The following is an 18,859-nucleotide window of genomic DNA, read 5'->3' on the forward strand; positions in this document are numbered from 1 at the left end:
GCGCCCAGCCTAGGCGTACATATATGCACGCGGATGTCCGTCGATGCTCAACTCCCTCTGAAATAGCTCAGATTCCTCGCGCTGCGCCCTGTCCCGCAGGACACTTGGCGCACGTTTCCGGAGCTCTCCGAGGAGGATGCCGATGCGGGACAGCCATCGTGTCGAGGCCGAACGGGTGCTGGCCCGGGCCGTCGAGGAGGAGGTCCGGCGGGCGGGGGCGGGGGACCGCGAGGCGCTGTTCGCGCGGGGGCGGGAGGCGCTGGACGGGATCGCGGCGGCCGCCGGGGAGGAGTACGCGGCGTACGTGGCCGCCCTGGACGAGGCCGCCGCCGGCGAGCGGTCCCTCGGGGAGGCCTTCCGGCGGGGCAGCACCGGGGCGTCGCTGTTCGTGTCGGGGGTCGCGGCGGCCGCCGCCGTGGGGGCGGACCTGGCCTTCGGGGTGGCGGCGGGGACGGCGGTCAGCGCGGGCATCGTCGTGGGCGTCGCGGGGGCGGCGGCGACGGTGGCCACGGTGACCGCCCTGCACGTGCCCGCGGCGAACCGCCGGGCCGGGGCCGCGGGCCGCCCGGGCGGGCCGGAGCAGTTGCGGCTGCAGTGGCTGACGGCGCTGGAGGTGCGCGGGATCCGGCCGTTCCTGGAGCAGGAGCGGGCGGTCGCGGCGGCCGCGGTGCGGGGCCCGTCGCGGTCCCGGGCCTCCGCCGGCGGCGGGGCCGTCAACGGCAGCGGCGGCGTGGCGCCGCTGCCGCGCGGGGGTGACCGCAGCGCGGAGGCCCGTCGGCGCGGCATGCTGGAGCAGTCGTTCGGGCAGCTCCCGGACGCCGACGCGCTGTTCACGGGCCGGCGGGCGGAGCTGACCCGGATCGCGCAGTGGGTGGGCGCGGCGCGGGCCAGTACGGAGACCCGGCCGGTGGTGGTGGTGCTGCACGGCGAGCCGGGGGTGGGGCGTACGGCGCTGGCGCTGCGGGCGGCGCACGCGCTGCGGGACCAGTTCCGCGGGGCGTGCGTGGTGGATCTGCGGGGCGGGTCCACCGGGGCGGGCGAGGCGCCGCTGTCGACGCGGGAGGCGTTGCTGCACCTGCTGAACCGGCTGGGGGCGCCGCGGGAGCAGCTGCTGTTCCGTGAGGGCGCGTCGGCGGAGTCGCAGGTGCGCCGGCTGACGGAGCTGTACCACCAGCACCTCCAGGGGTCGCCGGTGACGGTGGTGCTGGACGACGCGGTGGATCCGGAGCAGGTACGGGCGCTCGTGCCGGAGCGCTCGGAGAGCCTGGTGCTGGTCACGGCCAGGGAGCCGCTGGAGCTGCCGGAGGGCCTGGCGGCGTGGACGCACCGGCTGCCGGTGGTGCGGCTGGCGCGGGAGGAGGCGGCCGGGGTGCTGCGCGCGGGGGCGCGGGCGGCGGGTGAGCCGGCGCCGGAGGGGGCCGCGCTGTCGGGGCTGCTGGAGCTGGGGGCGGGGCTGCCGCTGGCGCTGCGGGTGCTGGCTCCGCTGGGGTCGGCGCGGGCCTCGGACGGTGGTGGGGGCGGGGGTCTGGAGCACGCCCTGGAGCTGGCCTACGTACGGCTGCCGGAGGAGCGGCGGCGGCTGTTGCGGCGGCTGACGCTGGCGGGGCGGGCTTCGCTGGGAGCGGCCGCGGCGGCGGCGCTGGCCGGTGCGGAGCGGGTGGAGGCCGGGCGGCTGCTGGGGGAGCTGGCGCGGGCGGGTCTGCTGGACCTCGTACGCGGGGAGCGGTACCGGATGCACGACGCGGTGCGCGCGTACGCGGCGGCGCGGCTGGAGGCGGACGAGGAGCGGGCGGAGGCGGCGGCCGCGCACGAGCGGCTGATCCGGGACTACGCGCGGCTCGCGGACTCGGTGATCCGGATGGTCGACGGGAAGATGTCGACGCGGTCGAACGCGGTGCTGAGGTCGGACGCGGTCGGGGGGCACGGTTTCGGCTCGCTGGACGCGGCGCTGCGCTGGCTGGACGACGAGTCGAGCTTCATCACGGCGGCGCTGCGGCATTCGGAGGGGGTGGACCAGCAGGCGGTGCTGGATCTGCTGGGGGCGTTGTGCGATTTCTGTCTGCTGCGCGGGGACCTGTACCGGCTCGGGGAGATCAACGAGCTGACGCGGGCGGTGGACCGGGGGCGGCTGAACCGTTCGGTGCAGTGGCGTACGGGGATCGCGGCGCGTCAGCTGGGCGAGCTGGACAAGTCGCGGACGACGCTGACCTCGCTGGTGGACCAGTACCGGGAGGCCCGGCAGGAGGCGGGCGCGGGGATGGCGCTGGTGTCGCTCGGGATCACGCTGCACCATCAGGGCAATCTGCCGGAGGCGGCGGCGCGGATCCGGGAGGCGCTGGCGTTGCAGGAGCCGCAGGAGCTGGCGGGTGACCGGGCGTGGGCGCTGCACGCGCTGGGGGCGGTGGAGCGGGACCGGGGGCGGCTGGCGGAGGCGCTGGAGCTGCTGGAGCGGTCGCTGGTGCTGCACCGGGAGAGCGAGAGCGTGCACGGTGAGGCGTGGGCGCACTTCCAGCTGGGGCAGGTGTACCTGCGGACGGGCGGGGTGGCGCGGGCGGAGCAGGAGCTCCGGCTGGCGCTGGAGCTGTACGGGCGGACGCGGGACGACCGCGGTCAGGCGTGGGCGCTGACGCAGCTGGGGCGGGCCCGGGTGGTGGACGGGGATCCGGAGGGGGCGCTGGAGCGGCTGCGGGACGCGCTGGCGCGGCACCGGGTGGCGGAGGACGCGCGGGGTGAGGCGTGGACGCTGTACCACCTGGGGCAGGCGTTGGAGGAGGCCGGTGAGCGGGACCGGGCGGTGCGGGAGCTGGAGCGGGCCCGGACGATGTTCTCGCGGATGCGGGACGTGTACGGGCTGGCGCACGCCCGCTACCAGTCGGGCCGGGTGACGCGGGACCAGCGGGCGGCGCAGACGGGGAACCTGCGGAACTCGGGTTTCGCGCGGCAGCTGCTGGTGGACGCGCGGGCCGATTTCCGGCGGATCGGGCTGGCGCACGGGGAGGCGTGGACGTGCGTGGAGCTGGCGGTGATCGACGCGGGGAACGCGCGGGCGGCGCAGGCGGTGGGCTTGTGCGAGGACGCGGTGCGGCTGTTCGTGTCGTACGGGGACCGGCGCGGGGAGGACTGGGCGCGGTTCCTGCGCTGCACGATGCTGCCGTACGCGGGTGGGGGTGACGCGGTGGTGGAGGAGGCGCGGGCGGAGCTGGCGCGGCTGGTGGCGGCGCCGCATGCGCTGCGTGACGGCCGGCTGGAGGACTGCCTGGAGACGTACGGGGTGGTGCTGGCGCGGGGGGCGGACCCGGCGGAGGGCTGGCAGGCGTGGCGGCTGGGCCTGGTCCCGGGCCTGCGGGCGCGGGAGGTGATGGGGGTGGCCGTGCCGGAGGCGTAGGGGCGGGCGCGGAGGCGCCGTACCCGCGCGGGGCCGGGGCCGGAGGTGCAGGCGGACGGGGGGCGCCGTAGCCACCGGAGGTGCAGGCGGACGCGGGGCGCCGTCCGGCCGGGGCGTAGGGGCGCGCGCGGGGGCGCCGTCCCGCCCGGGTGTGGGGCGGGACGGCGCTGTCGCGCCGTGCGCGGGGTCCTACGCCTTGGGGGCGTCGGCGGCCGGGGTGGCGGCGGCCGGCTCGGGGGCTTCCTGGAAGTCGACGCGCCCCATGTGCTTGCTCATCGACTTCATCAGGCCCCACACGCCGAGGGCGAGGGCGGCGAACACGACGAACCCCAGGAGTCCGGGGGTCACCTTGTTCTTGTCGAAGGTGTCGGCGGCCAGCGGAAGGAGCTGGGTGACTGCGGCCTGCGTAGCGCTCATGGCTACACATTCTCCCGGATGCCCGCGAAGAGGTCGGACTCGGGGAGGGAGGTGTTGACGAGCGACTTGGCGAGCTCGTACTCCTCGGTGGGCCAGACCTCCTTCTGGATCTCCATCGGGACGCGGAACCAGCCGCCGTCCGGGTCGATCTGCGTGGCGTGCGCGATGAGGGCCTTGTCGCGGATCTCGAAGAAGTCGGAGCACGGGACGTGCGTGGTGAGGGTGCGCTCGGTGCGCTCGAACTCCTTCCAGCGCTCCAGCCACTCCCCGTAGGGGGATTCCAGGCCGCGGGCGAGGAGCGCCTCGTGGAGGGCGATGGTGCGCGGCTTGTTGAAGCCCTGGTTGTAGTAGAGCTTCTGCGGCTGGTACGGGGCGCCGTACTCGGCCTCGGGGTACTTCTCGGTGTCGGCCGCGCCGTCGAAGGCCACCATCGTGATCTTGTGGGTCATGATGTGGTCGGGGTGCGGGTAGCCGCCGTTCTCGTCGTAGGTGGTGATGACCTGCGGCTTGAAGGCGCGGATCTTCTTCACCAGCTCTCCGGCGGCCTCGTCCACGTCCGCGAGGGCGAAGCAGCCCTCGGGCAGCGGCGGCAGCGGGTCGCCCTCGGGGAGGCCGGAGTCGACGTAACCGAGCCATTCCTGCTCGACGCCGAGGATCTCGCGGGCCTCGTCCATCTCCCTGGCGCGCACCTCGTGGATGTTCTCCTCGATGTACTTGTCGCCCTGGAGCTTGGGGTTCAGCACGGAGCCGCGCTCGCCGCCGGTGCAGGTGACGACGAGCACCGGCACCCCCTCGGATACGTACTTGGCCATCGTGGCCGCGCCCTTGCTCGACTCGTCGTCGGGGTGGGCATGGACGGCCATCAGTCGAAGCTGCTCGGTCAAGACAGGATCCTCTGCGATTCGGCGCGACGGTCAGCCTCTATATTGACCGAATCGGGGGAGGGAAAATTCCTGGCTGTGCCACCCCTTCCCGACGAGAGGATTCGATCATGAGCGCGGTGCGCGAAGGGCTTCCCGAGGGCCGGTACGGACGGTCGGCGGACGAGCGCGCGGACCGGAAGCTGAAGGTCGTCGGGTCGCTGCTCGGGGTCGGGCTGCTGGCCGTGGTCGGCTGGATCGGCTGGGACTACGTCGGCGGGCAGAGCGTCAGCGCCGAGGTGATCAAGTTCCAGATCGTCTCCGACAGCGAGGTCCAGGTGCACCTGGAGATCCGCAAGGAGGCCTCGGTCACCGGTGTGTGCACCCTGAGTTCCCAGGACGAGGAGCACGGCGAGGTGGGCCGTGCCGACTTCACGTTCGGGCAGGCGGAGGAGCGGGTGGACGAGGTGGTCACCCTGAAGACCACGGGCCGCGCCACGATGGTGGAGCTCGTCGGCTGCCAGCCGGCGGGCAGCGCCGGCTGAGACCCGCGGACCCGTGCGCGGACCCGCACCGCGCACCCGTACCGCGGGCCTGCGGAAGCCCAGGCCCGCCGCGACTCCGGTCCGCGGAAACCCGGGGGTCGGACCCGGCGCCGCGTCTTTGATCATGATCATGCCCGTTGCTTAGCATGTGCACGCCATCCCCCGTGCCAGGTCCAGCCGACGGAAGACACCCATGCGCCTCCAGCGGATGCTCGCCGCCACCGCAGCCCTCGCCTCGCTCACGGTCCTCGCCACCGCCTGTGATGACCCCGCCAAGCCGCCGCCCGGGGCGGGCCCGGCCGCGAGCGCCTCGGCCTCCGCCCAGGCCTCCCCGGCGGCCGCCGGCTCCGCGCCCGCCACGCTGGCCGGGGCGCAGGCGCACGTGCGGAAGTACACGTCCTGCGAGAACCTGAGCACCGACCCCAACGACCGCCGCGTGCCGCTCAGCGGCTTCATCGGCGTCGGGGACTGGTCCATCACGGAGCGCGGCGTCTGCACGGACAAGAAGGCGCGGGGCGAGATCGTCCTCTTCCTCACCCCGGACATGAAGGCCTTCCAGCAGGCCGCCAAGGACAACGCCGCGAAGCTGCTCGCCGAGGGCCGCGAGGAACACGACCTCGCCAGCCGCACCGTCGTGGGCAAGACCTTCGCGCTGACCGCGCTCAAGACCGCCACCGCCGTGTCCCTGGTCGACCCCGCCGGCTCCGACCTGCGCATCCTGAGCTGCAACCCCGACGTCTACGTGCCCGAGGGGTTCAAGAAGGAGAAGGCCCTGGTCGAGGGCTGCGTCCTCACCGACTACGTCAACAGTGCGGACGGGCAGGGCAGCCCCTTCCGCGGGCCGGTCCGCGACCCCGCCACCGAGCGGACGGCGGGAGCCGAGAAGCCGGGCCAGCCGGCCACCGGCAGCCTGGGCCTGCCGAGCGCCGGCAGCATCGAGGAGCTGAGGAAGCTCGTCGGCCAGGGCGGGGTGGACTGCACGCGCATGACCGTCACCGACGAGCACGTCGAGTCGATCGACTACCAGCCGGTCGTCGACGGCGACCCCCGCTCCTGGGGGATCGGCAAGCGGGCCGTCTGCGGCCAGCTCGGCGGGGAACGGCGCGCGCACGACCTGAACTGGCTGAACACCGTCTCCGACATGAAGACCCTCCAGGCCAAGGCCAAGACGGCGCAGCTGGCCGACCTGCGGGCGGGCCGGCCGAGGGCCACCAAGAGCAAGCTGCTGGTCGGTACGGACATCGCCGTGGAGACCAACAACGAGAGCCTGCGCCACGGGCTCTACCAGCTCCAGTTCCTCTCCCTGAACTGCGAGGCCGGCTTCACCGCGCCGGCCGGGTACCGGCTGGAGAAGGCTCAGGTCGAGGGCTGCGTCCTGACCAACTACGAGCGCTGACGAGCGGGCGCCGGCCGAGGTGACAGACGGCGGCCCGGGGCGTGCGCGGCACGCCCCGGGCGGGGTGGACTGGGGTGTTCCGCCATCCGAGCGCCAGGAGCCGCCATGTCACTCTTCGTCCCTGACTTCGACGACGCCGTGGTCGTGCGCGCCGCCGACGCCGAGGAGATCCGGTTCGGGTCCGACTCCGCCGTCCGGCTCCTGGCCGACAGTGCGGCCGCCGGCGGGGCCCTGTCCAGCATGCGCGTGACCCTGGGCGAGGGCGCCGACGGCGCCCGCCCGCACCACCACGGACGGTCCGCCGAGATGTTCTACGTGGTCGACGGGACGGCTCAGCTGCTGGCCGGCGACAAGGTGGTCACCGCGGGGGCCGGGGACGTCGTCATCGTGCCGCCGGGACAGCAGCACGCCTTCGCCGCCGCCCCCGGGGAGACCGCCGAGATGCTGGTGATCATCACCCCGGGGGTGGAGCGGTTCGAGTACTTCCGGCACCTGGAGCGCATCCGGTACGGGTCGGTGCCGCCGGAGAGCCTGCTGGAGGTCCAGGAGCTGTACGACTCGTATTTCGGGACCAGCACCGTCTGGGAGGCCGCGCGCGCTCCCCTGGTCCAATGACACACTTCATACGCAGGGTGTCCTCCCCCTTTTCTTCCCGAATTGTTAGGCTCGTGGTTTCGCCCGCCGCTGGCGGCTAAGTAGTCCCCTGTACCGACGAGGAGCACCCGTGACCCAGACGAGCGAGAGCGTCACCTGGCTGACCCAGGCGGCGTACGACCAGCTGAAGGCCGAGCTGGACTACCTCTCTGGTCCCGCCCGCACGGAGATCGCCATGAAGATCGCGGCTGCCCGCGAGGAGGGCGACCTGCGCGAGAACGGCGGTTACCACGCGGCCAAGGAGGAGCAGGGCAAGCAGGAACTGCGGGTGCGCCAGCTCACGCAGCTCCTGGAGAACGCCAAGGTCGGCACGGCCCCCGCCTCCGACGGAGAGGTCGCGCCGGGCACCCTCGTCACGATCGCCTTCGACGGCGACGAGGACGACACCCTGGAGTTCCTGCTGGCCTCCCGCGAGTACGCGTCCGGCGACTTCGAGACCTACTCGCCGCAGTCCCCGCTGGGCGCCGGCGTGAACGGCAAGAAGGTCGGCGACGACGCCCAGTACGAGCTGCCGAACGGCAAGAAGGCCACGGTCAAGATCCTGGCCGTCAAGCCCTTCACCGGCTGATCACCCTTTGGCACGTACGCGTAGGAGCCCCCGCCGGACCCGGTCCGGCGGGGGCTCCTGCGCGTTCCCGGGTCTCAGGCGCTCGCCGAGCGGTACTTGCGTACGGCCAGGGTCCGGAAGACCACGATGATCAGCAGCGACCAGAGGACGGACGCCGCGACCGGGTGCTGCATGGGCCAGGCCTGCGGCACCGGGTAGCCCTCGGGGAGGTTCCCGAAGAGCTCGCGGGCCGCCTGGACGGTCGCGCTGAAGGGGTTCCACTCCGCGATGTGCCGCAGGAAGGCCGGCATGTTCTCGGAGGGGACGAAGGCGTTCGAGATGAACGTCAGCGGGAAGAGCCAGATCAGGCCGCCCGAGGTGGCCGCCTCAGGGGTGCGCACGGACAGGCCGATCAGGGCGCCGATCCAGGAGAATGCGTAACCGAGCAGGAGCAGCAGGGCGAAGCCTGCGAGGACCTTGCCGATGTTCTCGTGGGTGCGCCAGCCGACGAACAGGGCCACGACGGCGAGGACGACCACGGTCAGCATGGTCTGGACGAGGTCGGCGAGGGTGCGGCCGGTGAGGACGGCGCCGCGGGCCATGGGCAGCGAGCGGAAGCGGTCGATCAGGCCCTTGTGCATGTCGTCGGCGATGCCCGCGCCGGCTCCGGCGGTGGCGAAGGTGACGGTCTGGGCGAAGATGCCGGCCATCAGGAACTCGCGGTAGGCGGCCGGCGAGGTGCTGCCGCCCACGGCGATGGAACCGCCGAAGACGTAGCTGAACAGCACGACGAACATCACCGGCTGTATGAGTCCGAAGATCACCACCTCGGGTATCCGCGCCATCCGCACGAGGTTGCGCCGGGCGATGACCAGGGAGTCCCTGACGCCCTGGGTGATGCCCCCGCCGGGGCGGGGGGCGGTGGGCTCCGTACGGGGGGAGGTGATGGTCACTTCGCCGCCTCCTCGCGGCCGCGGGCGGCCTCCGGGGTGCCGTTCTCGTCGGTGGTCAGCTGGGCCGCGTGGCCGGTGAGGGAGATGAACACGTCGTCGAGGGTGGGCCTGCGCAGGCCGATGTCGTCGATCTCGATGCCCCGCGCGTCCAGTTCGCGGATGACCTCGGCGAGCAGCTTGGCGCCGCCCCGCACCGGGACGGTGAGCTTGCGGGTGTGCTCCTCGACGGTGGTCTCGCCCTTGCCGAAGCCGGCGAGGACCTCGCGGGCGGTGGTGATGTGGTCGCGTTCGTGGACGACGACCTCGACGCGTTCTCCGCCCGTCTGCGCCTTGAGCTGGTCGGAGGTGCCGCGGGCGATGACCTTGCCGTGGTCGACCACGCAGATGTCGTGGGCGAGCCGGTCGGCCTCCTCCAGGTACTGGGTGGTGAGGAGCAGGGTGGTGCCGCCCGCGACGAGTTCCTCGATGACGTCCCACAGGGCCTGACGGTTGCGCGGGTCGAGGCCGGTGGTGGGTTCGTCCATGAACATCACCGGCGGGCGGACGACGAGGGCGGCGGCGAGGTCGAGGCGTCTGCGCATGCCGCCGGAGTAGGTCTTGGCGGTGCGGTCGGCGGCGTCGGCGAGGTTGAAGCGTTCCAGGAGCTCCACGGCCCGGGCCCGGGCCGCCTTGGCGTTCATCTGGTAGAGCCGGCCGACCATCTGGAGGTTCTCGCGGCCGGTGAGGTACTCGTCGACGGCGGCGAACTGGCCGGAGAGACCTATGGAGCGGCGCACCTCGTTGGGGTGCTTGAGTACGTCGATCCCGGCGACGACGGCGTGGCCGCTGTCGGGCTGGAGCAGGGTGGTCAGGACGCGCACGGTCGTGGTCTTGCCGGCACCGTTCGGGCCGAGCAGGCCCAGGACGGTGCCTTCGGGGACATCGAGGTCCACGCCGTCCAGTGCCCGTACGTCACCGAAGGACTTGACCAGGCCTTCGGCGTATATGGCGCCTGGCATAGGGGGTTCTCCCTGAGCGATGGGGCCGGCAGATTCTGGGCGTTCCCAGGCAAGCCTAGGGTCGCCGGGCCGTGTCCGCCCGGCGCGCACCGGCACCGTATCGCGTCATATCGCGTCCCGCCACGGTTTTCGCGCGGAACGGGGGCATCGGGGCCGCCAGGGTCAGGCCATGACCCGGTATCCCGCGCTGTGCAGGGAGCGGGCGACCTCCGCGCAGTGCTCGGGCCCCTTCGTCTCCAGGTGCAGCTCCACCTCGACCTCGGTCAGCCCGAGCCGCGGATCCGTGCGTACGTGGCTGACGTCCTGCACGTTGGCGTCCACCGTCGACAGCACCGCCAGCAGCCCCGCCAGCGCCCCCGGCCGGTCGGCGACCCGCAGCCGCAGCGACAGGTAACGGCCCGCCGCCGCCATGCCGTGCCGCAGGATCCGCTGGAGCAGCAGCGGGTCCACGTTGCCGCCGGACAGTACGGCGACCACCGGCCCGTTCCCGTACAGCTCCGGCTCGCTCAGCAGGGCCGCCACGGTGCTGCACCCGGCGGGCTCCACCACCAGCTTGGCCCGCTCCAGGCACAGCAGCAGGGCGCTGGACAGGGCGTCCTCGGACACGGTCCGTACGTCGTCCAGCAGCTCCCCGATGATCGCGAAGGGGACGTCCCCGGGGCGGCCGACCTTGATGCCGTCCGCCATCGTGTTCGGGTTCTCGATCGACACGGGGTGCCCGACCCGCAGGGACGGCGGGTACGCGGCGGCCCCTTCCGCCTGGACGCCGACCACCTTCACGTCCGGGCGCAGCGCCTTGACCGCGACGGCGATGCCGGCGGCGAGCCCGCCGCCGCCGATGCCGACGAGGATCGTGCGCACCTCGGGGCACTGCTCCAGGATCTCCAGGCCTACCGTGCCCTGGCCGGCGATGATGTCGCGGTGGTCGAAGGGGTGGATGAACACCGCCCCGGTGCGGTCGGCGTGCTCCTGGGCGGCGGCGAGGGTCTCGTCGACGACCTGGCCGTGCAGGCGCACCTCCGCGCCGTACTCCTGGGTGGCGGCCACCTTGGGCAGCGGGGCACCGACCGGCATGAACACGGTGGAACGGACCCCGAGCAGGGAGGAGGCCAGCGCCACGCCCTGGGCGTGGTTGCCCGCGCTGGCCGCGACGACTCCGGCGGCGCGCTGTTCGGGGCGCAGGCCCGCGATGCGCACGTAAGCTCCGCGCAACTTGAAGGAGCCGGTGCGCTGGAGGTTCTCGCACTTGAAGTGGACGGGGGAGCCCGTGAGGGCCGACAGGTGCCGGCTGCCCTCCATCGGCGTCACCCTGGACACGCCCGACAGCATCTTCTGGGCCCCCCGGACGTCGTCGAGGATGACCTGCGGGACGGGCACGGGCACGCGGTAGTTCATGCGGCCAGTCTCGCAGCCCGCGGGGGCCCCGGCTCAGGGACGGACCCGGCCGCGGGATCCGGGGGAACGCCGCGCGCGGACCGCGCCGGGGCGGCGGGGAGAGCGCACAAGGGCCGCACGGGGGGCGGAATCCGGCCATGCGGGACACTCCCCCCACGGCCGCGGCCGGGGGCCGTATCAGTTGTCAAACGCGGCGTACGAGCCGACGCGGGGCCGCGTACTCTGTCCCCCATCCCTGTCGGCCCCATGCGAAGAGAGCCCACGGCCATGCCCTCGATCCCGGCCAGTTCCGACCTGCCCGCGGCGGCCGAAGCGCCCGCCGGAGCGGGACTCCTCGACGCGCTCCAGCACCAGGTGGCCGTCTTCGCCCGCCGGGCCGAGCAGACCCGCCTGGGCGGTGTCGGCCAGGCCCGCAACTCGATGGACCGCGCCGCGTACCTGCTGCTGAACCGGCTCGACCTGGAAGGCCCGATGGGGGTGAAGGCCCTCGCGGGCGGGATGGGCATCGACTCGTCCACCGTCACCCGCCAGGTCGCCCCGCTCGTCGACAGCGGCCTGGTCAAGCGCACCTCGCACCCCGAGGACGGCCGGGCCGTGGTGCTGGCGCTGTCGCCGCGCGGCCTGGCCCGTCTGGAGGAGGTCCGCTCCTCGCGGCGCGAGCTGATGGCCCGGGTGACGGAGGGCTGGTCGCAGGAGGAGCGCGAGGTGTTCACCGCGCTGCTGACCCGCTTCAACGGCTCGCTGTCGGAGCTGATGTCCGCCGTCTCCGAGGGCGGCCCGGCCTCCTGAGCCGGCCGGCGCGCGCGCCGCTCCCGCACCCGCCGCCGCCCTGACGCCACCTCGGCGTTCACAACGCCGTGTCCGACCTCTTGACCGGGGTGGTGGCACCGGCCGCACCATGGGTGCCGTGGACCGGCGCTCGGGGCGGGATGCGGAGTTCGAGGCCTTCGTCGCGGGCGCGGCGGGGCGGCTGCTGCACGTCGCCGCCCTGCTGACGGCCGAACCCCCGGACGCGGCGCCCGCCGCCCGGCGGATCCTCGCGGGCGCGCTGGCCCGTACGTACGCGCACTGGGCGCGGCTGCGCGACGACGACCCGTACGACCACACCCGCGCCGAGCTGTGCGCCGCGTACGCCCGCACCGCCCGCCGGCTGCCCCGCGGCGGCGGGGTCCTCGCACCGCTGGGCCCGCAGGAGCGGCTGGTGCTGGTGATGCGGATCTACGAGGGTGTCGCGGAGGAGGTCACGGCCGCGCAGCTGGGGCTGCCGCCGGAGAGGGTCGAGGCCGTGTGCAACCGGGCGGTGGCCGTGCTGCGCGCGGCGGCCGCGGCCTCGGCGGAGGCGGCATGAGCCCCCTCGACCGCAAGGAGGCCCAGGTCAGACGGTTGCTCGACGGCCCGCATCCGGCGGTGCCGGCCGGTCTGGCGACGGCGGCCCGGGCGCACGGCAGGCGGCTGCTGCGCCGCCGGCGGGCGCTGCGCCGGTTCGGCTGGGCGCTGCTGTGGGCGGCGGCGGTGGCCTTCACGGTGTGGGCGGCGCTGACCCGGCCCTGGGCCGTCCCGCCGAGCGAGGTCTCGCCGCCCCTGGAGGGCTGGTGACCTCCAGGGGCGGTCCCGGACTGGCCGGGGTGCCGTGACGGCAGCGCCTAACCGAGGGCCTGGGTGAGGTCCGCGACGAGGTCGTCGGCGTTCTCGATGCCGACGGAGACACGGATCAGGTCCGCGGGGACCTCCAGTGCCGAGCCGGCCACCGAGGCGTGCGTCATCCGGCCCGGGTGCTCGATGAGGGACTCGACGCCGCCGAGGGACTCGGCCAGGGTGAAGATCCTGGTGCGGCCGCAGACCGCGACTGCCTCCTCCTCGCCGCCGGCGACCTGGAAGGAGACCATGCCGCCGAAGTTGCGCATCTGCTTGGCGGCGATCTCGTGGCCCGGGTGCTCGGGCAGGCCCGGGTAGAGGACCTTGGTGACCTTCGGGTGGCGCTTGAGCGCCTCCACGACCTTCGCCGCGTTCTCCGCGTGCCGGTCCATCCGCACGGCCAGCGTCTTGATGCCGCGCAGCACGACCCACGAGTCGAAGGGCCCGGCGACGGCGCCCATCGCGTTCTGGTGGTAGGCCAGCTCCTCGCCCAGGGCCTCGTCGGCCGTGACGAGGGCACCGCCGACGACGTCGGAGTGGCCGCCCATGTACTTGGTCAGCGAGTGCACGACCACGTCGGCGCCGAGCGCCAGCGGCTGCTGCAGGTAGGGGGAGGCGAAGGTGTTGTCCACGACCAGGCGGGCGCCGGCGTCCCGCGCGATCTGGGCGACCATCGCGATGTCGGTGATGCCCAGCAGCGGGTTCGAGGGGGTCTCGACCCAGATGACCTTGGTCTTCGGGGTGAGGGCGGCACGCACCGAGTCCGCGTCGGAGGTGTCGGCCACCGACCACTCCACGCCCCAGCGGGAGACGACCTTCGCGAAGAGGCGGAACGTGCCGCCGTAGGCGTCGTTCGGGATGACCACGTGGTCGCCCGGGGAGAGCAGCGTGCGCAGCAGGCAGTCCTCGGCGGCGAGCCCGGACGCGAAGGCGAGGCCGCGCCGGCCGCCCTCCAGCGCCGCGAGGTTCTCCTCCAGCGCGGTCCGGGTCGGATTGGCGCTGCGGCTGTACTCGTAGCCGCCGCGCAGTCCGCCCACGCCGTCCTGCTTGTAGGTGGACACCTGGTAGATGGGCGGTACGACCGCACCGGTCTGCGGGTCCGCCGTGTTGCCCGCGTGGATCGCGCGGGTCTCGAAGCTCTGGTGCTCGTGGCTGTCGTCGCTCATGAGGCAGATGCTATGCCCCGTCAGCGCCGGGGTCCTCTCCTGGACCGGCCCCGCACGGGCCCGGTGCGCGGCACCCGCCGTTGGCCATTGGGCCGCCCGGTCTGGTTCGCTTGGCGGTATGGAGATTATCTCGGTCCTGATGGGGCTCGCCCTGGTCGCCCTCTTGGTCTGGTCGTTCACACGGGCCCGGCGCGACGGGGGGCTGCGCCTGGTCGCCCCGGGCAGCCCCGATGCCGCCGACCCCGCGGACTACGGGTTCGTACGCCAGGAGGAGCTGGACGTCCGGGTGCCCGGCCCCGACCAGGACCTGATGGACGCTCTGGAGAACGTCCAGCGCACCGGCCACTGGCAGGCCGCGTCCGCCCTGCTCGCCGGCACCCCGAAGGACGGCGAGCGGCGCTGGCAGCGCGTGCAGGCCTTCGGCGGCGCGGCGGCGCTGGAGCTGGCGCAGCAGCCCGGGGCCGGCGCGCCGTGGCTGAAGGCCTGGCGGCTGGAGGCGGAGAAGGACGCGGGCGGCGCACAGGTCCACGCGGAGCTGCTGGTGCAGCAGGCGTGGCGGTCCTCCGGCGGGGTGGGTTCGCACGACCACCGGATCATCCTGGAGGAGGCGCGCGAGGCCTGCCGCAAGGCGTCGCTGCTGTCGCCCGGCGACCCGGTCCCCGTCATCACGGAGCTCGCCGTAGCCCGGGGCCTGGGCTACTCGGAGGCGGAGTTCGACGCCCTGTGGGCCCGGGTGATCGACGTGGCCCCGGCGCACATGGGCGCCCACCTGGCCGCCCTGCACTACTGGTGCGAGAAGTGGCACGGCTCGCGGGAGAAGGCCGACGCCTTCGCGCAGGCGGCCGCCGCCCGCGCGCCGCAGGGCTCGCTGCTGGCGGCGCTGCCGCTGTTTTCGGTGTACGAGAACATGCCCGACACGGTCCTGGTCAGCGACTTCGGGCGCACCGCGGTCGTCTCGCGGGCGCTGGAGGGGGCCCTGTACGCGGTGCACCAGGCGCGGGCGGACGACCCGATGCTGGCGCACGTACGGCACCTGCTGCTGTGGTTCCTGGTGGGCACGGGCCGCTGGGCGGAGGCCATGGAGCAGGTCCGGCACGTCGACGGCTACGTCGGCGCCCTGCCCTGGTCGGCTTCGGAGGACCCGGCGGCCGCGTACGCGGTGGCCCGGGCGATGGCGGTGGCCGGCTACGAGGCCAACGGCGGCTCCCCGGCGACGCTGCCGCACTGACCCGCGGTACGGGGCGGACGGCCGCGTCCGCCCCCGGCCGCTCCCCCACCGGCACCCCCGTTCGCAGGCCGGCGGCGCCGGGCCATAAGGTGCGCGTGAACATTGCATCATGTGCGCGTCAATAAAGCGCACCATTCCTGGGGGACCCCATCCACATGGGCGCTTCGCTGCGCGCTCTGCGCGCCCTTGTCCTGCTCGCCGGCTTCTATCTGCTCGGCGTCATCCTGCTCGCCCTGCTCGCACTCGCCGACTGGGCCACTTTCACCTGGCTGCACGGCCCCGTCGCGGGGAAGATCGTCATCGTGTCGGTGGTCCTCGCCGTCCCGATCGTGCGCGGCATGTTCATGCTCCGCACCCCCAGGGAGGACCCGCTCCCCGGCGTCCCCGTCACCGAGGCGCGGGAGCCCGCCCTGTGGCGGACGGTCCGCGACGTCGCCGACCAGGTCGGCACCCGCGCCCCCGACGAGATCGTCCTGATCGACGAGGTCAACGCGGCCGTCGCCGAGGACGCCCGGTTGCTCGGCCTGCGGTCCGGCACCCGCCGCCTCTACATCGGCCTGCCCCTGATGGCGGGCCTGGACGAGATGCAGCTGCGCGCCGTGCTCGCCCACGAGATGGGCCACTACGCCAACCTCGACACCCGCCTCACCCCGCTGATCGCCCGCGGCCGCGCCCAGCTGATCCGCACCATCGGCCACTTCCACGACCGCGCCGCCGGCACGGAGGCCAAGGAGCGCGCCAGGCAGGAGAAGCGCGCCGGGAAGCGCCTCGCCAAGGGCAAGAAGGCCAAGGAGATCGACACCGGCGGCGCGGGCATCACCTACCGCACCATGGCGAGGATCTACACCGCCTACGCCGAGTTCTACATGCGCGCCACCCTCTCCTCCGCCCGCCGCCAGGAGCTGGCCGCCGACCTCGCCTCCGTCCGCGTCGCGGGCCGCGACTCCGCCGCCTCCGCACTGCGCGAACTGAACGCCATCGGCTCCGCGCACGACTTCTACATGAGCTCGTACGCCACCCTCGGCGTCGGCGCCGGCCTGCTGCCGCGCCCCGGCCAGGTCTTCGGCGGCCTCCGGCAGCTCCTCGACGCGCGCTCCGCCGAGCTGGAGGACCTGCGCCGCGAGCTGTCCACCGAGCCCGCCTCCCCGTACGACTCCCACCCCGCGCTCGCCGAACGCGTGGCCCGCATCGAGGCCCTGCCCGACGACGGCCGCGCCGGCCAGGCGGCCCGCCCGGCCCTGGAACTGCTGTCCTCCCCGCAGGAGGCGCTGGCCGCGCTGGAGCAGGCGGTCCTCACCCCCGAGGCCCTCGCGCTCACCCGCCTGGACTGGGAGGACCTCGTCCACCAGGCGATGACCACGTACGCCGGCCGGACCGCGCAGGAGGTCGGCGAGGCCCTCGACGCCGAGGGCGCGGGCCCCGGCCTCGCCGCCTTCCTCGACGCGGTCGACGCCGACCCGGCGGTGCGCTGGCGGATCGCCGACCGCTTCCCGAAGTCCGAGGAGGCGCAGGCCGCGACCGGCCGCACGGCCCGCGAGTTCGCCCGGCCCGTCGTCCGGCGCGCCCTCGTCCGGCTGGTCACCGTCGAACTGCTCGCCCGCGGCGCCGCCCGCTGGCAGCTGTCCTGGTCGGCCCCGGCCGTCCTGTCCTACCCCGTTCCCGGTTTCGAGGACGAGCTCGGCCCCGCCCTGGACGCGGCCGTCGCCGACCAGCCCGACACCGAACTCCTGCGGAAGCTGGTGCTCGCCCCGTGACCGTCGTACTCATCGCCCTCGCCGCCCTGCTGCTGGCCGTCGCCTGCTGGGTGCTGCGCGGGATGTACCTCATCCGCAAGGCCAAGCGCCTGGAGGCCGAGATCGGCGCCCTGGACGCGCGGGCCGAGGCCGGCGAAGCCGACGAGGAGGCCCGCAAGGCGGCTGCCGTCGTCGCGCTGGGCTTCGTCGCGGAAGCCGACCTCGACACCGACCACCCGGCGCCGGTCCCGGCCGAGCGCCTCGCCGTCCTGGAGGCCGTCCGCTCGGGCGACTGGGAGGCGGCGGCCGCGTACGTCGAGGCAGCCGGGAAGGACTGGCAGGAGCGGCTGGAGCGGGTGCGCCCGCTGGCCGAGGCGGCCGCCGAGGACGACGCGTGGCTGCTGGCCTGGCGCGCCGCCCGGCCCGGCGACCCCACGGCGGCGCTCGTCAACGCCGACACCAGCGTGATGGTGGCCTGGAACGTACGCGGCAGCCAGTCCGGCAGCCGCACCACGCAGGAGCAGTTCCGGCTCTTCCACGAGCTGCTGACCACGGCCCAGGCCGACGCGCACGAGGCGCAGGAACTGGCCGACCCCGCGGACCCCACCCCGTACGTCGTCGAGCAGGCCATCGGCATGGGTCTGGGCTACTCGCACGAGCGCTACCGGGAGCTGTGGGAGCGGATCACCGAGCGCGCCCCGAGGCTGCTGTGGTCGCACGTCGCGGGCCTTCAGTACTGGTGCGCGAAGTGGCAGGGCTCGCACGAGCTGGCCATGGACTTCGCCCGCGCGTCGGCGGCCGCCGGCGAGCCGGGCGACCTGCTCACCCTGCTCCCCCTCATGGCCCACTTCGAGCAGGAGACGTACGAGGACGACCTCCTGCCGGAGACGTACTACAAGGAGCCGGAGATCGTCGCCGCGGCCGACGCGGCGCTCGCCGACCTGGCCGCCGCCGGCAACGAGCACCCCGGCACCCCGCGGATGCGGCACATGCTGGCCTACCTGCTGTTCTGGCAGGACCGGGACGCGGAGGCGGTCGAGCAGTTCCGCCACGTCGACGGGTACATCGGCGCCGCGCCGTGGACGTACGCCGGGTCGCCGAAGCGGCGCTACCTGTACGCCCGCGACTGGGCGGTGGACGTGACCACGCCGGCGGGGTAACGGCGCCGGAGCGGTAACGGCGCCGCGTCGGCGGAACGGAAGGGGGCGGGCCGGGGAATCCCCGCCCGCCCCCGGCCGTTGTCCCTCCCACAAGGAGGGAATCCATGTTCTCGTACCGCCGCACCCCCGAGCTCCCCACCCGCGAGGAAGCCATCGAGGGCCGCGCAGAAGCACCGTTCTCGCTGCCCGAGCGCCACACCGTCCTCGGCAACCCGCTGTCCGGCCCCTACCCGGAAGGCCTGGAGGTCGCCGACTTCGGCCTGGGCTGCTTCTGGGGCGCCGAGCGCAAGTTCTGGCAGACCCCCGGCGTGTGGACCACCCTGGCCGGCTACCAGGGCGGCTACACCGAGAACCCGCTGTACGAGGAGGTGTGCTCCGGCGGGACCGGACACACCGAGGTCGTCCGCGTGGTCTTCGACCCGGCCCGGGTCTCCTACGAAGCCCTCCTGAAGCTGTTCTGGGAGTCCCACGACCCCACCCAGGGCTTCCGCCAGGGCAACGACGTCGGCACCCAGTACCGCTCGGCCGTCTACACCCACTCCCCCGCCCACCAGGCGGCCGCCGAGGCCTCCCGCGCGGCGTACCAGAAGGTCCTCACGTCCTCCGGCTACGGCGAGATCACCACGGCCGTCCTCCCCGCGGCGGACCGCCCCTTCTGGCCGGCGGAGCCGTACCACCAGCAGTACCTCGACCGCAACCCCGGCGGCTACTGCGGCATCGGCGGCACGGGCGTCTCCTGCCCGATCGGCGTGGCCCCGGCGGGATGATCCCCCGGGCGCCGGCCGGG

The 18,859-nt window shown here is 73.9% G+C and carries 18 protein-coding genes; 12 read left to right on the forward strand and 6 right to left on the reverse strand.

The features are described from left to right. Positions 1-142 precede the first annotated feature (142 nt). Positions 143-3,385: a tetratricopeptide repeat protein gene (locus ACFY7H_RS07295; RefSeq protein WP_388934378.1), complete on the forward strand. Its 3,243-nt coding sequence runs from the start codon at positions 143-145 to the stop codon at positions 3,383-3,385. Between the two features lie 189 nt (positions 3,386-3,574). On the opposite strand, the gene ACFY7H_RS07300 is transcribed toward ACFY7H_RS07295, so the two are convergent. Continuing rightward, positions 3,575-3,802 (reverse strand): hypothetical protein, encoded by a 228-nt coding sequence (locus tag ACFY7H_RS07300; protein WP_388934380.1) that lies wholly within the window; start codon positions 3,800-3,802, stop codon positions 3,575-3,577. Positions 3,803-3,804: 2 nt separating this feature from the next. Further along, positions 3,805-4,686, reverse strand: a complete 882-nt coding sequence (gene mca / locus ACFY7H_RS07305) for a mycothiol conjugate amidase Mca (RefSeq protein WP_388934382.1) — start codon at positions 4,684-4,686, stop codon at positions 3,805-3,807. A gap of 107 nt (positions 4,687-4,793) precedes the next feature. Here mca and ACFY7H_RS07310 point away from each other — a divergent pair, with 107 nt between their 5' ends. From ACFY7H_RS07310 to greA, 4 genes are all read left to right on the forward strand, one after another. Continuing rightward, positions 4,794-5,207 (forward strand): DUF4307 domain-containing protein, encoded by a 414-nt coding sequence (locus ACFY7H_RS07310; RefSeq protein ID WP_388934385.1) that lies wholly within the window; start codon positions 4,794-4,796, stop codon positions 5,205-5,207. A 193-nt stretch (positions 5,208-5,400) separates the two neighbouring features. Continuing rightward, positions 5,401-6,603: a hypothetical protein gene (locus ACFY7H_RS07315; protein ID WP_388934387.1), complete on the forward strand. Its 1,203-nt coding sequence runs from the start codon at positions 5,401-5,403 to the stop codon at positions 6,601-6,603. 105 nt (positions 6,604-6,708) lie between these two features. Further along, positions 6,709-7,218 carry a cupin domain-containing protein gene (locus tag ACFY7H_RS07320; RefSeq protein ID WP_388934390.1) on the forward strand — a complete coding sequence of 170 codons (510 nt, stop codon included), beginning with the start codon at positions 6,709-6,711 and terminating at the stop codon, positions 7,216-7,218. 109 nt (positions 7,219-7,327) lie between these two features. Continuing rightward, positions 7,328-7,825: a transcription elongation factor GreA gene (gene greA / locus ACFY7H_RS07325; RefSeq protein ID WP_388934392.1), complete on the forward strand. Its 498-nt coding sequence runs from the start codon at positions 7,328-7,330 to the stop codon at positions 7,823-7,825. A gap of 74 nt (positions 7,826-7,899) precedes the next feature. Here greA and ACFY7H_RS07330 read toward each other — a convergent pair whose 3' ends face one another. The 3 genes from ACFY7H_RS07330 to ilvA all read right to left on the reverse strand — a co-directional run bounded on the left by ACFY7H_RS07330 (position 7,900) and on the right by ilvA (position 11,150). Further along, positions 7,900-8,757, reverse strand: a complete 858-nt coding sequence (locus ACFY7H_RS07330) for an ABC transporter permease (RefSeq protein WP_388934394.1) — start codon at positions 8,755-8,757, stop codon at positions 7,900-7,902. After that, positions 8,754-9,755, reverse strand: coding sequence for an ATP-binding cassette domain-containing protein (locus tag ACFY7H_RS07335; protein WP_388934398.1), 1,002 nt, complete (start codon positions 9,753-9,755; stop codon positions 8,754-8,756). Before ACFY7H_RS07335 ends, ACFY7H_RS07330 begins: the two co-directional genes overlap by 4 nt. A 162-nt stretch (positions 9,756-9,917) precedes the next feature. After that, positions 9,918-11,150: a threonine ammonia-lyase gene (gene ilvA, locus ACFY7H_RS07340; protein ID WP_388934401.1), complete on the reverse strand. Its 1,233-nt coding sequence runs from the start codon at positions 11,148-11,150 to the stop codon at positions 9,918-9,920. Between the two features lie 267 nt (positions 11,151-11,417). On the opposite strand from ilvA, the gene ACFY7H_RS07345 reads away from it, so the two are divergent. The 3 genes from ACFY7H_RS07345 (at position 11,418) to ACFY7H_RS07355 (ending at position 12,746) form a co-directional block, all read left to right on the forward strand. Beyond that, a complete protein-coding gene (locus ACFY7H_RS07345; protein WP_388934404.1) occupies positions 11,418-11,939 on the forward strand; it encodes a MarR family winged helix-turn-helix transcriptional regulator in 522 nt (173 codons plus the stop codon). A gap of 109 nt (positions 11,940-12,048) precedes the next feature. Next, on the forward strand, positions 12,049-12,498 hold the full coding sequence (locus tag ACFY7H_RS07350; protein WP_388934407.1) for an RNA polymerase: 450 nt from the start codon (positions 12,049-12,051) through the stop codon (positions 12,496-12,498). Continuing rightward, a complete protein-coding gene (locus ACFY7H_RS07355; RefSeq protein ID WP_388934410.1) occupies positions 12,495-12,746 on the forward strand; it encodes a hypothetical protein in 252 nt (83 codons plus the stop codon). The genes ACFY7H_RS07350 and ACFY7H_RS07355 overlap by 4 nt, the downstream gene beginning before the upstream one ends. Before the next feature lie 47 nt (positions 12,747-12,793). Here the strand turns inward: ACFY7H_RS07355 and ACFY7H_RS07360 are convergent, their stop codons facing one another. Further along, complete coding sequence (locus ACFY7H_RS07360; protein ID WP_388934413.1) at positions 12,794-13,951, reverse strand: cystathionine gamma-synthase; 1,158 nt, start codon at positions 13,949-13,951, stop codon at positions 12,794-12,796. A gap of 118 nt (positions 13,952-14,069) precedes the next feature. Between ACFY7H_RS07360 and ACFY7H_RS07365 the strand changes: the two genes are divergently transcribed. The 4 genes from ACFY7H_RS07365 to msrA all read left to right on the forward strand — a co-directional run bounded on the left by ACFY7H_RS07365 (position 14,070) and on the right by msrA (position 18,839). Further along, positions 14,070-15,179 carry a hypothetical protein gene (locus tag ACFY7H_RS07365; RefSeq protein WP_388934415.1) on the forward strand — a complete coding sequence of 370 codons (1,110 nt, stop codon included), beginning with the start codon at positions 14,070-14,072 and terminating at the stop codon, positions 15,177-15,179. Between the two features lie 155 nt (positions 15,180-15,334). Continuing rightward, positions 15,335-16,933 (forward strand): M48 family metalloprotease, encoded by a 1,599-nt coding sequence (locus tag ACFY7H_RS07370; RefSeq protein WP_388934418.1) that lies wholly within the window; start codon positions 15,335-15,337, stop codon positions 16,931-16,933. Beyond that, on the forward strand, positions 16,930-18,072 hold the full coding sequence (locus ACFY7H_RS07375; protein WP_388934421.1) for a hypothetical protein: 1,143 nt from the start codon (positions 16,930-16,932) through the stop codon (positions 18,070-18,072). Before ACFY7H_RS07370 ends, ACFY7H_RS07375 begins: the two co-directional genes overlap by 4 nt. A 104-nt stretch (positions 18,073-18,176) precedes the next feature. Beyond that, positions 18,177-18,839, forward strand: a complete 663-nt coding sequence (gene msrA / locus ACFY7H_RS07380; protein WP_388934424.1) for a peptide-methionine (S)-S-oxide reductase MsrA — start codon at positions 18,177-18,179, stop codon at positions 18,837-18,839. Positions 18,840-18,859 lie beyond the last annotated feature (20 nt).

The organism is Streptomyces sp. NPDC012794 (assembly GCF_042901085.1).
Classification (GTDB): domain Bacteria; phylum Actinomycetota; class Actinomycetes; order Streptomycetales; family Streptomycetaceae; genus Streptomyces.